General features: G+C 73.0%; 20 protein-coding genes. 13 read left to right on the top strand and 7 right to left on the bottom strand.

What is annotated here, in order from left to right:
- The first annotated feature begins 22 nt into the window (after positions 1–22).
- The 8 genes from hisD (at position 23) to hisF (ending at position 5,691) form a co-directional block, all read left to right on the top strand.
- On the top strand, positions 23–1,324 hold the full coding sequence (gene hisD / locus ACQP2P_RS37500) for a histidinol dehydrogenase (RefSeq protein ID WP_433609151.1): 1,302 nt from the start codon (positions 23–25) through the stop codon (positions 1,322–1,324).
- Positions 1,321–2,397: a histidinol-phosphate transaminase gene (locus tag ACQP2P_RS37495; protein ID WP_433609149.1), complete on the top strand. Its 1,077-nt coding sequence runs from the start codon at positions 1,321–1,323 to the stop codon at positions 2,395–2,397. Before hisD ends, ACQP2P_RS37495 begins: the two co-directional genes overlap by 4 nt.
- An 86-nt stretch (positions 2,398–2,483) precedes the next feature.
- Complete coding sequence (hisB, locus tag ACQP2P_RS37490; RefSeq protein WP_433609147.1) at positions 2,484–3,098, top strand: imidazoleglycerol-phosphate dehydratase; 615 nt, start codon at positions 2,484–2,486, stop codon at positions 3,096–3,098.
- Positions 3,095–3,241 carry a hypothetical protein gene (locus ACQP2P_RS37485; RefSeq protein WP_433609145.1) on the top strand — a complete coding sequence of 49 codons (147 nt, stop codon included), beginning with the start codon at positions 3,095–3,097 and terminating at the stop codon, positions 3,239–3,241. Before hisB ends, ACQP2P_RS37485 begins: the two co-directional genes overlap by 4 nt.
- A 13-nt stretch (positions 3,242–3,254) precedes the next feature.
- Positions 3,255–3,878, top strand: a complete 624-nt coding sequence (gene hisH / locus ACQP2P_RS37480; protein WP_433609143.1) for an imidazole glycerol phosphate synthase subunit HisH — start codon at positions 3,255–3,257, stop codon at positions 3,876–3,878.
- A 6-nt stretch (positions 3,879–3,884) separates the two neighbouring features.
- The gene (locus ACQP2P_RS37475; RefSeq protein ID WP_433609141.1) at positions 3,885–4,199 is read left to right on the top strand and encodes a hypothetical protein; all 315 of its coding nucleotides are present in this window, start codon (positions 3,885–3,887) and stop codon (positions 4,197–4,199) included.
- Between the two features lie 5 nt (positions 4,200–4,204).
- Positions 4,205–4,933, top strand: coding sequence for a bifunctional 1-(5-phosphoribosyl)-5-((5-phosphoribosylamino)methylideneamino)imidazole-4-carboxamide isomerase/phosphoribosylanthranilate isomerase PriA (gene priA, locus ACQP2P_RS37470; protein ID WP_433609139.1), 729 nt, complete (start codon positions 4,205–4,207; stop codon positions 4,931–4,933).
- On the top strand, positions 4,930–5,691 hold the full coding sequence (gene hisF / locus ACQP2P_RS37465) for an imidazole glycerol phosphate synthase subunit HisF (protein ID WP_433609137.1): 762 nt from the start codon (positions 4,930–4,932) through the stop codon (positions 5,689–5,691). Before priA ends, hisF begins: the two co-directional genes overlap by 4 nt.
- Positions 5,692–5,694: 3 nt before the next feature.
- On the opposite strand, the gene ACQP2P_RS37460 is transcribed toward hisF, so the two are convergent.
- Together ACQP2P_RS37460 and ACQP2P_RS37455 are read right to left on the bottom strand one after the other, a co-directional pair.
- Positions 5,695–6,180, bottom strand: a complete 486-nt coding sequence (locus ACQP2P_RS37460; RefSeq protein WP_433609135.1) for a hypothetical protein — start codon at positions 6,178–6,180, stop codon at positions 5,695–5,697.
- A 107-nt stretch (positions 6,181–6,287) separates the two neighbouring features.
- Positions 6,288–7,235: a LysR family transcriptional regulator gene (locus ACQP2P_RS37455; protein ID WP_433609133.1), complete on the bottom strand. Its 948-nt coding sequence runs from the start codon at positions 7,233–7,235 to the stop codon at positions 6,288–6,290.
- A gap of 71 nt (positions 7,236–7,306) precedes the next feature.
- Here ACQP2P_RS37455 and ACQP2P_RS37450 point away from each other — a divergent pair, with 71 nt between their 5' ends.
- Positions 7,307–8,212, top strand: coding sequence for an EamA family transporter (locus ACQP2P_RS37450; RefSeq protein WP_433609131.1), 906 nt, complete (start codon positions 7,307–7,309; stop codon positions 8,210–8,212).
- A 10-nt stretch (positions 8,213–8,222) separates the two neighbouring features.
- Positions 8,223–9,695, top strand: coding sequence for a PLP-dependent aminotransferase family protein (locus ACQP2P_RS37445; protein WP_433619422.1), 1,473 nt, complete (start codon positions 8,223–8,225; stop codon positions 9,693–9,695).
- Between the two features lie 117 nt (positions 9,696–9,812).
- Here the strand turns inward: ACQP2P_RS37445 and ACQP2P_RS37440 are convergent, their stop codons facing one another.
- Complete coding sequence (locus ACQP2P_RS37440; RefSeq protein WP_433609129.1) at positions 9,813–11,654, bottom strand: AMP-dependent synthetase/ligase; 1,842 nt, start codon at positions 11,652–11,654, stop codon at positions 9,813–9,815.
- A gap of 179 nt (positions 11,655–11,833) precedes the next feature.
- A complete protein-coding gene (locus ACQP2P_RS37435; protein WP_433609127.1) occupies positions 11,834–12,454 on the bottom strand; it encodes a TIGR03085 family metal-binding protein in 621 nt (206 codons plus the stop codon).
- A 107-nt stretch (positions 12,455–12,561) separates the two neighbouring features.
- Between ACQP2P_RS37435 and ACQP2P_RS37430 the strand changes: the two genes are divergently transcribed.
- The 3 genes from ACQP2P_RS37430 (at position 12,562) to ACQP2P_RS37420 (ending at position 18,011) form a co-directional block, all read left to right on the top strand.
- Entirely contained in the window at positions 12,562–14,601 is a 2,040-nt protein-coding gene (locus ACQP2P_RS37430) for an ABC transporter ATP-binding protein (RefSeq protein WP_433619420.1), read from the top strand.
- Entirely contained in the window at positions 14,598–16,388 is a 1,791-nt protein-coding gene (locus ACQP2P_RS37425; protein WP_433609125.1) for an ABC transporter ATP-binding protein, read from the top strand. Before ACQP2P_RS37430 ends, ACQP2P_RS37425 begins: the two co-directional genes overlap by 4 nt.
- A 1,182-nt stretch (positions 16,389–17,570) precedes the next feature.
- Complete coding sequence (locus tag ACQP2P_RS37420; protein ID WP_433609123.1) at positions 17,571–18,011, top strand: hypothetical protein; 441 nt, start codon at positions 17,571–17,573, stop codon at positions 18,009–18,011.
- A gap of 104 nt (positions 18,012–18,115) precedes the next feature.
- Here the strand turns inward: ACQP2P_RS37420 and ACQP2P_RS37415 are convergent, their stop codons facing one another.
- The 3 genes from ACQP2P_RS37415 to ACQP2P_RS37405 form a co-directional block, all read right to left on the bottom strand.
- On the bottom strand, positions 18,116–18,706 hold the full coding sequence (locus ACQP2P_RS37415) for a TetR family transcriptional regulator (protein WP_433609121.1): 591 nt from the start codon (positions 18,704–18,706) through the stop codon (positions 18,116–18,118).
- A 213-nt stretch (positions 18,707–18,919) separates the two neighbouring features.
- The gene (locus ACQP2P_RS37410; protein ID WP_433609119.1) at positions 18,920–19,657 is read right to left on the bottom strand and encodes an ABC transporter permease; all 738 of its coding nucleotides are present in this window, start codon (positions 19,655–19,657) and stop codon (positions 18,920–18,922) included.
- Between the two features lie 49 nt (positions 19,658–19,706).
- Entirely contained in the window at positions 19,707–20,432 is a 726-nt protein-coding gene (locus ACQP2P_RS37405) for an ABC transporter ATP-binding protein (protein ID WP_433609117.1), read from the bottom strand.
- Positions 20,433–20,465: the final 33 nt, after the last annotated feature.

Here is a 20,465-nt window from a genome sequence, read left to right as displayed (position 1 = left end):
GACGCCGAATAGACTCGCAAGGGTGTTGAACCGGATCGACCTGCGCGGCTCCGCCGAGGACCCGCGCCGTCTGCTGCCCCGAGCCGCCATTGACGTATCCGTCGCCACCGAGCAGGTGCGCCCGACCGTCGAAGCGGTCCGTGAGCATGGCGCGTCGGCGATCCGCGAGGCGGCGAGGCGCTTCGACGGCGTCGACGTCAAGCAGCTGCGCGTGCCGCGCGAGGAGATCGAGCGGGCCGAGGCCGAGCTCGAGCCGGATGTGCGCGCCGCGCTGCTGGAGTCGATCGCCCGGGCCCGCAAGGTGCACGAGGACCAGCGCCGCACCGAGACCACGACCGTCCTCGCCGAGGGCGGCACCGTCACCCAGCGCTGGCTGCCGGTCGGCCGGGTCGGGCTCTACGTGCCCGGCGGCCTGGCCGTCTACCCGTCCAGCGTCGTCATGAACGTCGTGCCGGCCCAGGCCGCCGGGGTGGCCTCGATCGCCGTGACGAGCCCGCCGCAGAAGGACACCGGCCTGCCCAACGTGAACATCCTGGCGGCGTGCGCGCTGCTCGGGGTCGACGAGGTGTACTCGGTCGGCGGCGCGCAGGCGATCGCGATGCTCGGATACGGCTTCAGCGACGAAGAGCCCGGGTGCGCCCCGGTCGACATGATCACCGGCCCGGGCAACATCTGGGTGACCGCCGCGAAGCGCATGCTGCGCGGCACCGTCGGCATCGACGCCGAGGCCGGCCCGACCGAGATCGCGATCCTCGCCGACGACACCGCCGACCCGCGCCACGTCGCCGCCGACCTGATCAGCCAGGCCGAGCACGACCCGCTCGCGGCCAGCGTGCTCGTCACCACCAGCCCCGAGCTGGCCGACGCGGCCGACGCCGAGGTCGCCCGCCAGGTGGCCGCGACCAAGCACCTCGAGCGCGTCACCGAGGCGCTGCGCGGGACGCAGTCCGCGATCGTCCTCGTCGACGACCTCGAGCAGGGGCTGCGGGTCGTCGACGCGTACGGCGCCGAGCACCTCGAGATCCAGACCCGCGACGCGCGCGCCGTGGCGGAGCGGGTGCGCAACGCCGGGGCGATCTTCGTCGGGGCGTGGTCGCCGGTCTCGCTCGGCGACTACTGCGCCGGCTCCAACCACGTGCTGCCGACCGGCGGCTGCGCGCGTCACCAGTCCGGGCTGTCGACGCAGACGTTCCTGCGCGGGGTGCAGCTGATCGAATACAGCCGCGACGCCCTGCGCGAGGTCGCCGGGCACGTGGTGGCCCTGTCCACCGCCGAGGACCTGCCCGCCCACGGCGCCGCCGTCACCGTCAGGTTCGACGCATGACCACGCTGGACGACCTGCCACTGCGCGACGAGCTGCGGGGGATGTCGCCGTACGGCGCGCCCCAGCTCGACGTGGCCGTGCGCCTCAACACCAACGAGAACTCCTACCCCGTGCCCGAGGCGGCCGTCGCGGAGATGGAGAAGGCGCTCTCCTCGGTGCTGCGGGACCTGAACCGATACCCCGACCGCGACGCCGTCGCCCTGCGCACCGACCTCGCCGCCTACCTCGGACACGGCCTGACCTGGCACAACGTCTGGGCCGCGAACGGCTCGAACGAGATCCAGCAGGAGCTGCTGCAGACCTTCGCCGGGCCCGGGCGCACCGCGCTGGGGTTCACGCCGTCGTATTCCATGCACCCCCTGCTCGCCGCGGGCACCGGCACCGCGTGGGTCGACGGCCGCCGCGCCGAGGACTACACCCTCGACGCCGAGCACGTGGTGGCGAAGATCCGCGAGTACGACCCGGACCTGGTGTTCCTCTGCTCGCCCAACAACCCGACCGGCACCGCGCTGCCCCTCGACGTCGTCGAGGCCGCGGCCGGGGCGGCCCGCGGGATGGTCATCGTCGACGAGGCCTACGCCGAGTTCGCGCGCACCGGCACCGTCTTCGCGCTGAGCCTGATCCAGCGGTACCCGCGGCTGGTCGTCACGCGCACGATGAGCAAGGCGTTCGCGCTCGCCGGCGGGCGGGTCGGCTACCTGGCCGCCGACGCCGCCGTGGTCGACGCGGTGCAGCTCGTGCGGCTGCCGTACCACCTCAGCGCCATGACCCAGGCCGTGGCCCGGGCCGCCCTGGCGCACACCGACGCCCTGCTGTCGAGCGTGGACGCGGTCAAGGAGCAGCGCGACCGCATCGTGGCCACCCTGCGCGGCTGGAACCTGCCGGTCGCCGACAGCGACGCCAACTTCGTGCTGTTCGGCGCCCCCGGCGGCGACAGCAAGGGGGTCTGGCAGGCCCTGCTCGACCGCGGCGTGCTCATCCGCGACGTCGGGCTGCCCGGCTGGCTGCGCGTCACCGCCGGCACGCCCGAGGAGACGTCCGCCTTCCTGCACGCACTCGAGGAGTTGTTGTGAGCGGTTCGCAGCGGAGCGGAGAGGCCGCTCACCAGGAAATTCAGGGTGATGCCGCGGCATCACCGCAGCGAAGCGGAGGTGCCGACGTGAGCCGTACCGCCCGGATCGAGCGGGTCACCAAGGAGACCAAGGTCCTCGTCGAGCTCGATCTCGACGGCACCGGGGTCGGCGAGATCTCGACCGGCGTCGGCTTCTACGACCACATGCTCAACCAGATCGCCAAGCACGGCGGCTTCGACCTGCGGGTCAACACCGTCGGCGACCTGGAGATCGACGCCCACCACACCGTCGAGGACACCGCGCTCGCCCTCGGCGCCGCGTTCGCGGAGGCGCTCGGGGACAAGGCGGGCGTCACCCGCTACGGCCACGCCCAGGTCCCGCTCGACGAGGTGCTCGCCTCAGCCGTCGTCGACCTGTCGGGCCGCCCGTACGTGGTCCACGAGGAGCCGGCGAATATCGCCCCGCACATCGGCGGCAACTACCCGACGAGCCTCACCCGGCACATCTGGGAGTCCTTCGGGCACTCGGCCAAGGTCACGCTGCACGTGAGCATCCTGCGGGCCGGTCGCCACGGCGCCCAGCCCGACGCCCACCACATCGTCGAGGCCCAGTTCAAGGCCGTCGCCCGCGCCCTGCGCCAGGCCTGCGCGATCGACCCCCGCAACGCCGGTGTCGTGCCCAGCACCAAGGGCGCGCTGTGAGCATCGCTCTGCTGGCGCTGGCCGGGGTGCTGCTCGGCGGGGCGCTCTCGCTGCGGCAGCAGAGCAAGTCGAAGGTACCGTTCGTCATCACGCTGCTGCTGGCCGCGATCTCCGCGGCCGCCGGCGTGCTGTGGCTCAACTAAGGGGAGGCGGATCGTGGCGAAACGCGTGGTGATTCTCGACTACGGCTCCGGCAACCTGCGCTCGGCGGAGCGGGCCGTGGCCCGCGTCGGCGCCGACGTCGAGGTCACCGATGACCTCGGCCGGGCCGCCCGCGCGGACGGCCTGGTCGTGCCGGGCGTCGGCGCCTACGCGGCCTGCATGGCCGGCATCGAGACCCTCGGCGCCGGCCCGGTGATCGCCGAGCGGGTCCGCACCGGCGCGCCCGTGCTCGGCATCTGCGTCGGCATGCAGATCCTGTTCGACGCCGGCGAGGAGCACGGCGTCGTCACCAAGGGCCTCGGCCTCGCGCCCGGCACGGTGACCCGCCTGCAGGCGCCGGTCGTGCCGCACATGGGCTGGAACACGGTCGCCTGGCCCGAGGGCTCGGTCCTCGGCGCCGGCCTGCCCGACGACACCCGCTTCTACTTCGTGCACTCCTACGCCTCGACGGTCACCGATGCTCAGGCCGAGGCCGGCGTGCGCGTCGCGACCACCGTGCACGGCGAGCCGTTCGTCGCCGCGTTCGAGACCGGCGCGCTGCGGGCCACGCAGTTCCACCCCGAGAAGTCCGGCGACGCCGGGGCGACCCTGCTCGCCAACTGGCTCGGGACGCTCTGATCCCGCTTGTCCAAGGAACGGGCGAAACGGCGCGCGCTGCTGGAGGCCGAGCGCGCCGAGCGGATGCGCCGGCACGAGCGCAAACAGGCCCGCCGGGCCGCCGTGCGCCGGCTGGTGCCCAAGGTCCGCGTCGGGCGGACCGGTAAGATCTTCGCGCGCCGCTCCTGGAAGCAGCGCACCATCATCGCCATCCTCGTGCTGGCGGTCCTGGCCCTGGTCTGGACGTCGATCGACTCCTGGCCGGCCCGGATCGGCATCAGCGCGATCCTCATCGTCGCCACCCCGGCGCTCACCGTGCTCGTTCTGGACCGAAGGATCTGACACTCATGGCCCTGCAGCTCCTGCCCGCCGTCGACGTCGCCGACGGCCAGGCCGTCCGTCTCGTCCAGGGCGCCGCCGGCAGCGAAACCACCTACGGCGACCCGCTCGAGGCCGCCCTGGCCTGGCAGCGGCAGGGCGCGGAGTGGATTCACCTCGTCGACCTCGACGCCGCCTTCGGCCGCGGCTCCAACGCCGAACTCCTCGCCGACGTGGTCCGCCGCCTCGACGTGCGGGTGGAGCTCTCCGGCGGCATCCGCGACGAGGCCTCGCTGAAGGCGGCGCTGTCCACCGGCGCGACCCGCGTCAACCTCGGCACCGCGGCGCTGGAGAACCCCGACTGGTGCGACCACGTCTGCGCCACCTACGGCGAGCAGGTCGCGGTCGGCCTCGACGTGCGCGGGCACCAGCTCGCGGCCCGCGGCTGGACCAAGGAGGGCGGCGACCTCTTCGAGGTGCTCGACCGGCTCGAGAAGGCGGGCTGCGCGCGGTACGTGGTCACCGACGTGATGCGTGACGGCACGCTCACCGGCCCGAACCTGACCCTGCTGCTCGAGGTCACCGGCCGCACGAAGAAGCCGGTGATCGCCAGCGGCGGCGTGTCCAAGCTCGACGACCTGCGCCAGCTCGCGGCGCTCGAGCCCGCGGGCGTGGAGGGCGTGATCGTGGGCAAGGCCCTGTACGCCGGCGCCTTCACCGTCACCGAGGCCCTCACGGCGCTGCAGGAGTCGGCATGACGGTTGCCGTGCGGGTCATTCCGTGCCTCGACGTCGACGCCGGGCGGGTCGTCAAGGGCGTCAACTTCCTCAACCTGCGTGACGCCGGCGACCCGGTCGAGCTCGGCGCCGCCTACGACGCCGCGGGCGCCGACGAGCTCGTCTTCCTCGACGTGACCGCCTCCTCGGACGGGCGCGCCACGATGCTGGACGTCGTCCGCCGTACGGCGGAAACGGTCTTCATCCCGCTGACCGTCGGCGGCGGCGTGCGCAGCGTCGGCGACGTCGACACGCTCCTGCGCGCCGGCGCGGACAAGGTCGGGGTGAACACGGCCGCGATCGCCCGCCCGGAGCTCATCGCCGAGATCGCCCAGCGCTTCGGCAACCAGGTCCTCACGCTCTCGCTCGACGTGCGGCGCGGCGCGGGCCGGCCCAGCGGCTTCGAGGTCACCACCCACGGCGGGCGCCGGGGCACGGGCCTGGACGCGGTCGAGTGGGCGGCGCGGGTCGCCGAGCTCGGGGCGGGGGAGATCCTGCTCAACTCGATGGACGCCGACGGCACCAAGGACGGCTTTGACCTGGAGCTGATCCGGGCCGTACGCGAGGTCGTCGACATCCCGGTGATCGCCAGCGGCGGGGCCGGGAAGGTCGCCGACTTCGCGCCGGCGGTCGCGTCGGGCGCCGACGCGGTGCTCGCGGCCAGCGTGTTCCACTTCGGCGAGCTGACGATCGGCGACGTGAAGGGTGCCCTGCGCACCGCCGGGCACCCGATCCGGTAAGGGTCAGCCGGCCTTCTTGCCGGCGGCGACGGCGATGCCGACGATCCAGCCGACGAACAGGCCGTAGGCCGACGCCGCCGCGGCGGCGTTGAGCGCCCCGAGCATCGTCGGGTCGGCGATGATGAACGCGGTCGTGAACGCGGCGAGCGCGGCGCCGAAGATCAGGGCCGCCCAGCCGATCACGACCGCGCCGCCGCCGCCGGCCACCGTCTTGGCGCAGACGGCGAGGACCAGCGCGACGAACAGGATCAACAGCAGCGCGCGCAGGTCGTTGGCGAGCAGCTCCCGGGCGGCGTTGCCGGAGCCGTCACGCGGGCTGATCCACCAGCGCGGCCAGGCCAGCATGCGCAGGAAGAAGCCCCAAACGGTCGAACCGTCGCTGTGCCGGTCGACCCACTCAGTGAAGATCTGGTTGCCGAAGATCAGCACCAGCAGGACCGTCGCCAGGATGCCGGCGCCGGTCGCGGTCCGGGAACGGAAGAGGGCCATACCAATGAATGTAAGGGGCGGCCCGAATCCGCGCAGACGTGAATACGCTGAATGAACAATGGTGCGAACCGCGCCCGGCCCACGTTTACGACCTGGGAAAACTTGCCTCACACCACATGAATTGCGGCCCCGCCGGTCACCCAGTCGGGTCGCTCGCCCGACGCCGGGCGCAGCGCCCACGCCTCCTGCAGCGCCGTGACGGTCGCCCCGATCGCCGGCCGGGTCGCGGCCGCCGCCCGCCACGCGACGCTCACCCGCCGGGCCGCCTCCGGGGCCACCGGGCGCGCGAGCACCCCGGGCGGCAGCGCGGTGCGGGCCAGGCGCGGGATGAACGCCACCCCGAGCCCCTCGGCGACGAACGTCAGCTGCGTCTCGAACTCGTTCACCAGGATCGCCGGGCGCAGCCCGGGCAGCATCCGCAGCAGCCACTCGTGGCAGACGGTCCCCGGCGTCGAGCCGATCCAGCGCTCCTCGCGGACCTCGTCGAGGGTGACCGGGCCGGCCCCGTCGGCGAGCGGGTGCCCGGCCGGCAGGATCAGGTCCCCGACGTCCAGGCCCAGCTCGACGCTCGCGACGCCGGGCGGGTACGTCACCGGGATCTCCAGCCACTCGTCGATCAGGGCGACGTCGACGATCCCGCGCAGGATGCCGGCGAAGCTCGCCTCCCGGTCCGTCTCCAGCAGCGTCGGCTCCAGCGCCGGATGGTCCGCCGCGAGCCGGCGCAGCGCGTGGGGGAGCAGGCCCCGGCACGCCGTCGGGAACGACGAGATGCTCAGCCGCCCCGACACCGTCTCCTGGTGCGCGGCGAGCGCCGCCTCGGCCTCCTCGACCGCCGCGAGGACCCGGCCCGCGTGCTCGGCGAGGACCCGCCCGGCCTCGGTCAGCCGCAGCCGCCGGCCGTCCTTCTCCACGAGCGTGGTGTGCGTCTCGCGCTCCAGCTTCGCGATGTGCTGGGAGACCGCCGACGGCGTGATGTGCAGCGCGCCCGCCGCGGCCGTGACCGTGCCGAACGTCTGGACCGCGCGGAGCGCCTGGAGGCGCGACAGGTCAAGCATGAAGCAATGCTAAAACCTGGATGCAGTACTTTGCGATGGTGCTTCACGGTTCGAGGGCCAATCATCGAGCCATGAAACCTCGCGACCTCGCCCTGGCGACCGTGGTCTCGCTCATCTGGGGCGTCAACTTCGTGGTCATCCACGTGGGCCTGGACAGCATGTCGCCGCTGCTGTTCTGTGCCCTGCGCTTCGGGGTCGCCGCGCTGCCCGCGGTGTTCCTGGTCGGCCGGCCCAAGGCGCCCTGGCGCTGGGTGATCGCGACCGGGATCGCGCTCGGGGTGGTGAAGTTCTCGCTGCTCTTCGCCGGCATGGCGGCCGGGCTGCCGTCCGGGCTGTCGGCGCTGGTCCTGCAGAGCCAGGTCGTCTTCACGCTGGTCTTCGCGACGGTACTGCTGCGCGACCGCCCCGGCCCGAGGCGCATCGGCGGCGTGGTGCTGGCCGGGGCGGGGATCGTGCTGATCGCCACCCAGCTCGGCCTGGACCGTCCGCTGGGCGCGTTCCTGCTGGTCGTGGCGGCCGGCGCGGCCTGGGGCCTGGCCAACGTCGCGATGCGCAAGGCCGCGGCCGCCGACATGCTCAACTTCATGGTGTGGGTGAGCGCGGTCGCCACCCCGCCGCTGGTGCTGCTGACGCTGACCGTCGACGGGCCCGCGTACGTCTGGAGCGCCCTGCGGGGCCTGGACCTCGTCGCCGTCGGAGCCATCGCGTACATCGCCTACCTGAGCACGCTGCTCGGCTTCGGGGTGTGGGGGCGGCTGATCGGCCGCTACGGGGCCGGAACCGTGGCGCCGTTCGCGGCCCTGGCGCCGGTGTTCGCGATCCTGTCGTCCGCGCTGGTGCTGCACGAGCGGATCCACTGGTACGACCTCGTGGGCGGCGCCGCGATCGTCGGCGGTGTGCTCCTCGGCGCCGTGGTGAAATTGGACTTGCCCTCGGATGCCACTGATGCCAGGCTGAGGCCAATCGAGCGCGTTTAGGGGGCCAATGTTGTCGGCTATTGTCCGCGGTGCCCAGCTGGCCCGCATGCTCAACGCCTGGCAGGTCGCCGTCGGGGTGCGCGGCCCGGGCGGGAAACGTCCCGAGTACGTGGTGCTCGCCAACGCGGTGCGCGGCCTGCTCATCGACGGCCGCCTGGCCCTGGGCGTGCGGCTGCCCGCGGAACGGGAGCTGGCGGCGGCGCTGGGCATCAGCCGGACCACCGTGACCGCCGCCTACCGCGAGCTGCGCGAGAGCGGGCACGTGTCGAGCCGCCGGGGCGCGGGCAGCTGGACCGAGCTGCCGGCCGGGCACCGGGTGGGCACGTCGGGGCTGTGGACCCCGAGCGACGACGCCGGCCTGATCGACCTGGGCTGTGCCGCGATGCCGGCCCCGCCGGAGTTCGCGGCGGCCGCGGCGGAGGCGGTGGCGGACTTGGAGCCGTACCTGTGCGGCCCCGGCTACCAGCCGATGGGCCTGCTGGTCCTGCGCGAGGCGATCGCGTGCGCCTACACCGCCCGCGGCCTGCCCACGGCCCCGGACCAGGTCATGATCACCGGCGGCGTGCAGCAGGCCCTGGACCTCCTGCTGCGACTCCTGGTCGCCCCGGGTCAGCGCGCGCTCGTGGAGACCCCCACGTATCCGAACGCCTTGAGCGCGTTCGTGGCCGGCCGGGCGAGGATCAGCTCCTACGCCATCGGCCCCGACGGCTGGGATGCCGACCTGCTGCTGTCGACGGTGCGGGCCGCTCAGGCGCGGGTGGCGTACCTGATTCCGGAGTTCCACAACCCGACGGGCCACCTGATGCCGGCCGCGCTGCGCGAGAAGCTGCCGCCCGCGGCGCACGCCGCCGGCACGGACCTGATCATCGACGAGTCCTTCGTGGACCTGGCCCTGGACCCGGACGTGGCCGCCGCGATGCCGCCGGCGGTCGCGGCGTTCGACCGCACCGCGCGGGTGCTCACGATCGGCGGCATGAGCAAGGCCTTCTGGGGCGGCCTGCGCATCGGCTGGGTGCGCGGCCCGGCCCCCCTGATCGCCCGCCTCGCCGCGGCCCGCGTCGGCGTGGACATGGCCTCGCCGGTGCTCGACCAGCTCGTGGCCGCGCGCCTCCTGCAGCGCCGCGACACGATCGTGGCCGCGCGCCGCAAGCAGCTGCTGGTCCAGCGCGACACCCTGGCCGCGGCGCTGCGGGCCGAACTGCCGGAGTGGCGCTTCGTCCTGCCGCGGGGCGGGATGGTCATCTGGGCCGAGCTCGACGCGCCGGTGTCCAGCGCGCTGGCCCGCTCGGCCGAGGAGCTGGGCGTGCGCGTGGCGCCCGGGCCCCGCTTCGGCGCGGACGGCACGATGGAGCGCTTCATGCGGCTGCCGTTCACGCTGCCGGAGGCGGACCTGGTCGAGGCGGTGCGGCGGCTCGCGGAGGCCCGCACCGACCTGGACCGGCCGCGCCGCCACTCCTGGTCGGCGCAGACGGTGCTGGCCTGACCCGCTCCCCGGCCTCCACGGTGATCTCGGGTCGCGTGGCCGGGCGATGACGCGTCGTGGCCCCCGGGGATGGCGGTTCCCGGGGGCCACGACACTGTGGGGTGTGAATAGAGGTCCTTATATCTCCGCGAGCGTCCCGGCGTACATCCGGTCGATGTCGGCCGCGAAGGACTTCTCCACGACCCGGCGCTTCACCTTCAGCGACGGCGTCAGCTCGCCGTCCTCGATGGACAGGTCCCGGCCGAGGATGCTGAACTTCTTGATCTGCTCCCAGCGGTTGAGCTTCGCGTTGAGCTCGCGCACGTAGCCCTCGACGAGCTCGAAGGCCTCGGGGGAGGAGACGATCTCCGCGTAGGACTTGCCGGCGAGCGGCGTGCCCGCGGCCCAGCCGGCGATCGCGTCCGGGTCGAGCGAGACGAGCATCGTCACGTAGTTGCGGGCCTGGCCGACGACGATGGCCTGGGAGGTGTACGGGCAGACCGACTTGAACAGGCCCTCGATGTGGCTCGGCGCGACGTACTTGCCGCCCGAGGTCTTGATCAGGTCCTTCTTGCGGTCGGTGATGCGCAGGTAGCCGGCGTCGTCGAGCTCGCCGATGTCGCCGGTGCGGAACCAGCGGTCCTCGGTGAACGCGGCCGCGGTCTCGTCGGGCAGGTTGTGGTACCCCCGCATCACCGGCGTGCCCCGCAGCAGCACCTCACCGTCGGAGTCGAGGCGGATCTCGAGGTCGCCGAGGATCTGCCCGACGGTGCCGATGCGCGCCTTGCCCTCCCGGTTGACGAAGGAGCCCGCGGACGTCTCCGTGAGCCCGTACCCCTCCAGGATCGGCAGCCCGGCGGCGAAGAAGAACTCGGCGATCTCCGGGGCGAGCGGCGCCGAGCCGGAGACCATCGCGCGCATCCGGCCGCCGAGGCGGGCGCGCAGCTTGCTGAAGACCAGCTTGTCGGCGATGCCGAGCTGGAACTTGAGCAGGCCGCCGGGCTCGCGGCCGGCCAGCCGCTCGGCGGAGGCGCGCTTGCCGACCCCGAGGGCCCAGGTGAAGATCTTGAGCTTGGCCCCGCCGTCGGCCTGGGCGCCGGTCACCACGCGGTTGTAGACCTTCTCGAAGACCCGCGGCGCCGCGCACATGAGCGTCGGGCGGATCCGGCCGAGGTTGTCGATGAGCTTGTCCACGCGGCCGTCGACGTACGTGGGCAGCCCTACGTACAGGATCCCGCACAGCAGCGTCTTGCCGAACGAGTGCGACAGCGGCAGCCAGAGATACTGCAGGTCGTCGGCGGTGAGCACGCCCGTGTCCTGCTGCGTCTTGCCCTGCCACACCCAGCCGGCGTGCAGCAGCTCGACGCCCTTCGGGCGCCCCGTCGTGCCGGACGTGTAGATGAGCGTCGCCAGCCGGTCGCCCTCGATGCCCGCGACGATGCCGTCGATGAGCCCGGGGTCCGCGGCGATCGCGGCGCGCCCGGCGGATTCCAGGTCCGCCATGGTCATCGTCGGTTTGGCTTCGGTACCGTCCGGAGCCCCGTCGATCAGCACGATGTGCGTCAGGTTCGGCAGTTCCGCGTCCTTGAGCTTCGCCGCCTGCTCGGGGTTCTCGGCGAAGAGCACCTTGGAGCCGGAGTCCGCGACGATGTAGACGGCCTCCTCGGGCTCGGTCGTGGGATACACGGTCGTCGTCGCCGCGCCCGCGAGCACGACGCCGAGGTCGGCGAGGATCCAGTCCAGCCGCGTGCTCGACAGCACCGCGACACGGTCCTCGGGCGCGACGCCCAGCGTGGTCAGGCCGGCCGCGATGGCCCGGGCGTGCTCGTCGACCTCGCGCCAGGTCATCCAGATCGGGTCCCCGGCGTCGTCGGGGGCGGGGCGGCCGAAGGCGGGGGCGTCGGGGGTTGCGGCGACCCGGTGCAGGAACATGTCCGGGATCGAGCGGTACGGCAGTTCGAGCCGCTGGGTCTGGGTCATGATCGGGCTGCCTTCCGGGCGGTCCGGGAGAATACGCCGCAAGCCGTGAGCGCCGTCACGTCCGTCGGTTACCAGACGGTAAACCGTCGATCCCGTTACCGGCTAGACCCGAAACCGAAACGTGAGCAAGCGGCGGAACGCGTGCTCTGGAACCAGATTCAAGACCCAGCAGTCGTACCTCAGATGCCGAGCCGGGCCCCGCGCAGCTTTTCGGCCAGATCGTCCGGGCCGGTCACCGACACCTCGGCGACGGACTGGCGGCCGCTGAAGAACAGCACCAGCTCCCCGGGCGCGCCCGACACCCGCACGACGGGCTCCCGCTTCGGGTTGACCGTGAACGGCTCCACGCCGGGGCCGCGGACCTCGACGCGGGCGGGGAAGCGGCGGGCGGACAGGCGGGCCGTGGTCTTCGCGCGGGCGGCGAGCACCTCGGTGTGCGACGGCGGAAGGTCGCGCGGCGTCCAGCCCGGCGCGGCCCGTCGCACGTCCTCGAGGTGGACGAAGAACTCGGTCGCGTTCATCGCCTCGTCGAACGGGCGCAGCAGCAGCGGCCCGCGCCGCACCCGGTCCACGAGCGCCGGGTAGTCGCCCGCGGCCAGATCGTCCTGCACCTTGCGGGTGTGCCCGGCGACGGCCCTGAGCACGATCCCGGCGGCGGCGTCCGGGCGGTGCTCGCGCAGCACGAGGTGGGCGGCGAGGTCACGCGTCGCCCAGCCCTCGCACAGCGTGGGCGCGTCCGGCCCGGCGGCGAGCAGCGCGTCGGCGAGCGCCGCGCGCTCCGAACGGGCGAAGGCAGTCATGGGCATAACGCTAGCCCCGAAATTGTCGTACCTCGTCGGTAAGGTTGTCGTGCGTTCGGGTCGCTTACCGTCGCGGAACCAGGGAGCGTGTGTTGACCAGTGGCAAGGTGCTCGCGAAGGGTTTCCGGGTGCTCGGCCACGCGGTCCGTGACGAGCCTCACATGTTCGTGTGGTCGGTCCTCGGCAGCGTGCTGTTCAGCCTGCTGACCATCGCCACGGCATTCGTCTCGGGGCGCGTGGTCGGCGAGATCGTGGTGCCGGCCTTCGACCGGGGCCGCGTCGGCACCGGCACGCTCGTGCTGGGCGGCCTGGCCGTGCTCGCGGTCAGCCTCGGCAAGATCGTGGGCATCTTCGGCCGCCGGCTCGGCGCCGGCGCGATGCAGTTCAACCTGCAGGCGAAGTATCGCCGGGCCGTCACCCGCCGCTACCTGCGCCTGCCGCTGGCCTGGCACCAGCGCAACGCGACCGGGACGCTGCTGTCCAACGCGAACGCGGACGTGGAGTCGGCGTGGTATCCGATCGCCCCGTTCCCGTTCGCGGTCGGCACCATCGTGATGCTCGTGGCCGCGGTCGCCTCGCTCTTCGTCACCGACTGGGCGATGGCGCTGGTCGGCGTGGCCGTCTTCCCGGCGCTGCTGCTGGTCAACGTGGCCTATTCGCGGCGCATGTCGCCGCGGGTGGCCCGGGCCCAGCAGCTGCGGGCCGAGGTCAGCGCGGTCGCGCACGAGAGCTTCGACGGTGCCCTGGTCGTCAAGACGATGGGCCGCGAGGCCTCGGAGACCGAGCGGTTCGCGGCCAAGGCCGTGCAGCTGCGCGACGCCACCATCCGGGTCGGCCGGGTCCGGGCCATGTTCGACCCGGTCCTCGACGCGCTGCCCAGCATCGGCACCCTGGCGGTGCTCGTCGTCGGCGGTTATCGGTATCGTGCCGGCGCCGTCGGGGTCGAGCAGGTCGTCAGCGTCGCGTTCCTGTTCACCGTGCTGGCCTTCCCGGTCCGGGCGATCGGCTGGGTCCTCGCCGAGCTGCCCCGCAGCGTCGTGGGCTGGGAGCGCATCCGCCGGGTGCTCGACGCCGAGGGCGACACCGTCTACGGCACCACCGCCCTGACCGGCACCGGCCCGGTCGCCCTACGCTTCGACGGCGTCGACTTCGCCTACACCGACGAGACCGGCAACGGGCCCAAGGTGCTCACGGGGGTCACCTTCGACGTCCCCGCCGGGCGCACGGTCGCGCTGGTCGGGCCCACCGGCTCGGGCAAGTCGACCATCGCGGCGCTCGCCGCCCGGCTCGTCGACCCCGCGGCCGGCACGGTGACGCTCGACGGCGTCGACGTGCGGGAGCTGCACCAGGACGCGCTGACCGCCAGCACCGCGCTCGTCGCGCAGGTCCCGTTCGTCTTCGACGACACCATCCGCGGCAACATCACCCTCGACCGGGCCGGCGTCGACGACGAGGCGGCCTGGAGCGCGCTGCGGCTGGCGCAGGCCGACGGGTTCGTCGGGCACCTCGCCGACGGCCTCGACACCATGGTCGGCGAGCGCGGCACCTCCCTGTCGGGCGGGCAGCGCCAGCGGCTCACCATCGCCCGCGCGCTGGCCGGCTCGCCGCGGCTGCTCGTGCTCGACGACGCCACGAGCGCCGTCGACCCGCGGGTCGAGGCCGCGATCCTGGCCGCGCTGCGCCGCGACGACGGCTCCCGCCCGGCCCCGGCGGCACCGCTCGCGGATCGCCCCGGCGCGGGGTCCCCGGGCCGCGAGCCCGGCTCGGCGGCACCGGCCGCTGGGTCCCGGCCCGCGAACGGGGCCGCCGGGGCCGGCTCGGCGGCGCCGCGGGCGGACCGGCCCGCGCAGGCCGCCTCGATCCTCGTCGTCGCCTACCGCCGGGCCACGATCGCCCTCGCCGACGAGGTGGTCTACCTCGAACGGGGCCGGGTCGTGGCCCGCGGCACCCACGCCGAGCTGCTGGAGACCGCGCCCGGCTACGCCGACCTGGTCACCGCCTACGAGAAGGCGGAGGAGGAGCGGGAGCGCGAGCACGTCTTCGACGGCGACCGGCTGGACGACGGCCGCGACGGGCCCGGGCTCGGCGCCCAACGCCTGGACGAGGGCCGCGACGGCCGGCTGGACGAGGAGACCCTGAGCGCATGACCACCGTCGAGAGCGCGGCCGCGACCGCCGCGTCCGCCACCCGCATGTCGGTGCTGCGCCGCGGCCTGGCCCTGTCCCCGGAGCTGTTCACCGGGCTCGCCGGCACGCTCGGCCTGGCCCTGCTCGCCACCGTCGGCCGCGTCGCCGTGCCCGTCGCCATCCAGCAGGGCATCGACCGGGGCATCCGCGCGCCGGGCGGCCCCGACCTCGGCGTGATCACGCGCATCGTGGCGGTCACCGCCGGGGTGCTGCTCGTCACGATGGTCTGCTCCTACCTCATGAACGTGCGCCTGTTCACCGTGAGCGAGACGGCCCTGGCCGGCATCCGGGCGCGCACCTTCCGGCACATCCACGATCTGTCGATGCTGCACCAGCAGTCCGAGCGCCGCGGCGCGCTGGTCTCGCGGGTCACCGGCGACGTCGACCAGATCAGCCAGTTCCTGCAGTTCGGCGGCCTGCTCTTCGTGGTCAACCTGGGCCAGCTCACGGTCACCACGATCGTCATGCTCTGGTACTCCTGGCAGCTCACCCTCATCGTCTTCGCCGCGTTCGCCCCGCTCGTGTTCGTGGTCCGGTTCTTCCAGCGCCGGCTCAGCGTGCTCTACCTCGAGGTGCGCGAGAGCGTCGGCGCGATGCTCGGCGTGATCGCCGAGAGCGTCGTGGGGGCGCCGGTCGTGCGCGCCTACGGCATCCAGCGCCGCACCGGCGAGCGGCTCGACGGCGCGATCGAGCGGGCGCGGCGCAACCAGTTCCGCGCCCAGACCAACAACGTGATCAGCATGAGCTTCGGCGAGCTGGCGGCCGGGCTCGCGCTCGGCGGCGTGATCGTCGCGGGCACCCTGCTCGGCGTCGGCGGCCACCTCACCGTCGGGCAGCTCACCGCGTTCCTGTTCCTGGCCACGCTGTTCGTGCAGCCGGTGCAGGTCGCCACCGAGGTGCTCAACGAGGCCCAGAACGCGATCGCCGGCTGGCGCCGCGTGCTGGACATCATCGAGACCGAGCCCGACGTCGCCGACCCGGGCAAGGAGGGCCGCGCGCTGCCCGACGGCCCGATCGACGTGCGCTTCGACCACGTCCACTTCGCCTACCCCGACGGCCCCGAGGTGCTCAGCGACGTCGACCTGACGGTCACGGCCCGCACGCGCGTCGCGGTCGTTGGCGAGACCGGCAGCGGCAAGACGACCTTCGCGAAGCTGCTGACCCGGCTCATGGACCCGAGCACGGGCCGCGTGCTGCTCTCGGGCGTGCCGCTGGACACCGTCCGCTTCGACTCGCTGCGCAGCCGGGTCGTCATGGTGCCCCAGGACGGTTTCCTGTTCGACGCGACGATCGCCGACAACGTCCGCTTCGCCCGCCCCGAGCTGACCGACGCCGACCTGCTGCACGCCTTCACCGCGCTGGGCCTGAACGACTGGCTGGAGTCCCTGCCCGACGGCCTGCGGACCCAGGTCGGCGAGCGCGGCGAGTCCCTGTCGGTGGGCGAGCGGCAGCTGGTGGCCCTGGCCCGCGCCTACGTGGCCGACCCCGACCTGCTCGTCCTGGACGAGGCGACGAGCGCCGTGGACCCCGCGACCGAGGTGCGCCTGCAGCGCACCCTGGACGCCGTGACCCGCGGCCGCACGACCATCGCGATCGCCCACCGCCTGTCGACGGCCCAGTCCGCGGACGAGGTCATCGTCGTGGACAAGGGCCGCGTCGTCCAGCGCGGCCCGCACACGGCCCTGCTGAGCGACCCGGCGTCGATCTACGCCCGCCTCTACGCTTCGTGGCTGGAACAGACCCGCTGACGCCTGAGCCCGCACTCCCACCCGCGGACGCTTCCAACTCGCCTCGCCGCGCTTCCGACCCGGCAAGCGTCCAGCCTTCTTGAGCGCTCGCCGCCGGGCGCTGGGCGCTCGTTGCTGGGCGCTCGTTGCTGGGCGCGGGGTGCTCGGTGCTCGGTGTTGGGCGCGGGGTGCTGTGTGCTGGGCGTGGGGTGCGGGGTGCTCGGTGTTGGGCGCTAGGTGGCCGGTGTTGGGGCGCTGGGTTCTCTGTGCTCAGTGCTCAGTGCTCAGTGCCCCGTGCCCGGTGCCCGGTGCCCGGTGCTCAGTGCTCGGTGCTGGGCGTGGGGTGCTCGGTGTTTGGGCGCTTAGCGCGGGGTTCGGGATGTTCAGTGTTCGGGTGCTTGGCGCGGGGTCCGGGGTGCGCGGTGCGGTGCCGCTCGGATGCGCGTCTGGCTCGCCGTGCGGCTGGCGTCCGTGGCTCGGGCGGGCTTCCGGCTCGGCGTCCCCGGCTTGGCGTCTTCGGCTCGGACGAGTTCGGCGGGTGCGGGTGCGGGTCGGGGTGGCTCCCGGCTTGGCGGTTTTGGGTTGGACGCGTTCGGCTCTGCGGGTGCGGGTGCGGGTGCGGGTGCGGGTGCGGGTGCGGGTGCGGGTCCGGGTCCGGGTGCGAGTGCGGGTGCGGGTCGGGGTGGCTTCCGGCTTGGCGTCTTCGGCTTGGATGCGTTCGGCGGGTGCGGGTGTGAGTTGGGCGGGCTTCCGGCTTGGCGGTTTTGGGTTGGACGCGTTCGGCGGTGCGGGTGCGGGTCGGGCGGGCCTCCGGCTTGGCGTCTTCGGCTCGGACGCGTTGACGAGTGCGGGTGTGGGTCGGGGTGGATTCCGGGTTCGCGGCTTTGGCGGACGCGTTCGGCTCGTGCTCGTGCGGGTGCGGTTCGGGCGCGTGGCCGGCTCGGTGTGTGGTACGTCGGTGGGCTGCGTGCTTGGGGGGCTCGGACTCGGGGGTGGGCCGCGATTGTCGAATGTGCGCGGTCCGGGAAGGTGCTCGAGTGCCTTGGCTTGCCGATAAGTCGGGCGCTTCGCGCCGCGACTTATCAGATTTATACCCCGTCGGGCGATAAATGCGACCTGCCCGGAAGTGGAGGGCGAGTCGATTCACGTCCGGCACTATGTGTCGGGGGTTCTCGCAGGCCGGGGATGGCCTACATTGGGCGCATGTCAGCCGGGGGCCGCCGATTCGTGCCGATGCAGGTGCGCGTCGCGGTGACGGGGTTCCACGCGGTGGGCGGGATCATGCTCACGCTCGCGCTCATGGCCCTCGGCGTACTGCTGTCGGGGATGCAGGTGGATCCGGTGGCTCAGGGCGGTACCGGATATTTGGATTTCGTGCTGTTCTTCAACGCGGTGCTGTTCCTGTCGCCGCTGGCCGTGGTCCTGGTTTTCCTCGGCGCGCGGGTGCGGCGGGGCGAGCACTGGGCCTGGCTTGCGAGCCTCGTGTTCTGGGGGTTCGCGGGGACGATGACGCCGCTGCTCGCGTGGGTGCTGGACGCGCCGGTGTCGCTGCGGTTCGTGCCGGTCGTGTGCGCGGCCGTGATGGTCGGGCTGCTGCTGACCCCGCAGGCGCGCACGCACTGCGCGGACCTGGCGGACGACTGACGACCGGCGGCTGCCGGCCTCACGGGCGCGCACGCATCGCGCGGACCTGGCGGGCGACTGGCCGCCGCTCGTGGCCGTGGACGTTGACCTGGCCGTGGGCGCGGTCAGGGCAGCGGGTCGGCCAGATAGTGCTGGACGGTCGGGGCGACGTTGCGCACCACCTGCTCGGGGGTCATGGAGGCGAGGGGTTCGACCTTGAGGACGTACCGCAGCATCGCGAGCCCGATTATCTGCGACGCGACGAGGGCGGCCCGGGTCGGGGCCTCGGCCGGGTCCAGGTTCAGGGCGCGCGTGGCGCGGCGCAGGATCTGGCTCACCAGGAACTCGCGCAGCATGCGGGCGGACCAGTCGTGCTGCATCGCGCTGCGCACCAGGGCCACGACCGGCGTGCCCGCGGGGGAGTCCCAGACCGACAGGAACGTGCGGACCAGCCGCTCGCCGACGCCGTCGAGGCCGGGCTCGAAGACCTGCGGGAGGATCTCGCCGGGGTCGATCGGGGCGTCCATGGCGGCCAGGAACAGCTGGTCCTTGGCGCCGAAATAGTGGTGCACCAGCGCCGGGTCCACGCCGGCGCTGGTCGCGATGTGCCGGATGGACGCCCCGTCGAAGCCCCGCTCCGCGAACGCCTGGCGGGCGGCGTTCAGGATCGCCTCTCGGGTGTCCTGGTTGCCGGGGCGTCGTCCGGTGCGAGCCATGTGCCTCTTCCTGATGTCGTACCGTGCGGTGCCCGCCGGCCCCGCCCGGCGCCCGATATCGGGGCGCCAGGCGGTGCGAGCGATCCCAGCTTATTCGGCCGCTGCTCCGGCGCCCCCGGTGCGTCGATCGACGCCGGCCCGGGACCCGGCTCTCCGCGATCGTCGGGGCACCGGTGGCCCTGCTCGGCGCGTGTGACGCGGCCGGGCCGGGTGCTACGCGGTGCGGCGGCGCAGGGTGGCCGCGCCGAGGAGCAGGGCCAGCAGGACGCAGCCGACGATGATGGCCAGGTCGCGCCACACGACGCCGGTCGGATCGGTGTGGGTGCCCAGTTCGGTGAGGGCCTGCACGGCGTACGACATCGGCAGCGCGTCGCTGATCGCCTCCATCCACCCGGGCATCCGGTCGCGGGGCTGGAGCAGGCCGCACAGCAGCACCTGGGGCAGCACGACGGCCGGCATGAACTGCACCGCCTGGAACTCGCTGTCGGCGAAGGCGCTCACCAGCAGGCCGAGCGCCATGCCGAGCACCGAGTTGCCGACCGCGATGACGGCCACGAGCCACGCCGGGCCGGCGGTGTCGAGGCCCAGCAGCCAGTACGCGAGTGCCGACACGACCGCCGCCTGCACCGCGGCCGCGACGGCGAAGGCCAGCCCGTAGCCGAGCAGGATGTCGACCTTCCCGATCGGCGTGGTCAGGAGCCGTTCCAGGGTGCCGCTGGTGCGTTCGCGGAGCATCGCCACGCTCGTGAGCAGGAACATGATCACGAGCGGGAAGACCCCGAGCATGATCAGGCCCACGCGGTCGAACAGGAGGGGGTTGTCGTCGTAGAGGTACCGCAGCAGCGTGAGCAACACCGTCGGGACCACGAGGATCAGCGCGATCGTCCGGCGGTCGTGGCGCAGCTGGCGCAGGATGCGCGCGGCGGTGCCGAAGGTCAGTCGCAGCGACATGGTGTCAGCCCGCCTTGGTCGTCTGGTCGGGATGGTTGCGGGGCATGGCTCAGCTCACCGTTTCGGTCTCGTGGGCCTGCACGAGCCTGAGGAACGCTTCGTCGAGGTCGTCGGTGCCGGCTGATCGGCGTACGGCATCAGGGGTCTGATCCGCGATGAGGTGGCCCTCGCGGATCAGCAGCAGGCGGTCGCAGCGGCCGGCCTCGTCCATCACGTGGCTGGACACCAGCAGGGTGGAGCCGGCCTTCGCGAGGGCGTGGAATCGTTGCCAGAGCTCGTTGCGCAGCACCGGGTCCTGCCCGACGGTCGGCTCGTCGAGCACGAGCAGCCGCGGCTTGCTCACGATCGCGCAGGCGAGGGAGGCGCGGGCGCGCTGGCCCCCGGAGAGGCGGCCGACGAGCTGGTCCTTGGCCTTGCTCAGGCCCACGTCGCTGACGGCCTCGTCCGCCTCGCGCGCGCCGAGGCCGTAGAGCGACGCGAAGTAGCGCGCGTTCTCGCGGACGGTCAGGTCGGCGTACACGCTGGGGGCCTGGGTCAGGTAGCCCACCTTGTCGCGCAGCGGCCGCGACCCGGCCGGGTGGCCGAGGACGGTGACGGTGCCGCTCGCGACCTTCTGCACGCCGACGACGGCCCGCATGAACGTGGTCTTCCCGCTGCCGCTGGGCCCGAGCAGGCCGGTCACGCTGCCGGCGGGGACTGCGCAGGTGAGGTCGTGCAGCACCCGCCGCTTGCCGCGCGCGATGACGAGGTGCTCGACCTCGATCGCGTTGTCCATCGTGGTTGGTCCTTCCTGGCGGAGGGGTAAAGA

Origin of the sequence: Dactylosporangium sp. CA-139114, assembly GCF_050955725.1 — a bacterium.
Taxonomy (GTDB): Bacteria; Actinomycetota; Actinomycetes; order Mycobacteriales; family Micromonosporaceae; genus Dactylosporangium.
This window is presented reverse-complemented; position numbering and strand designations above follow the sequence as displayed.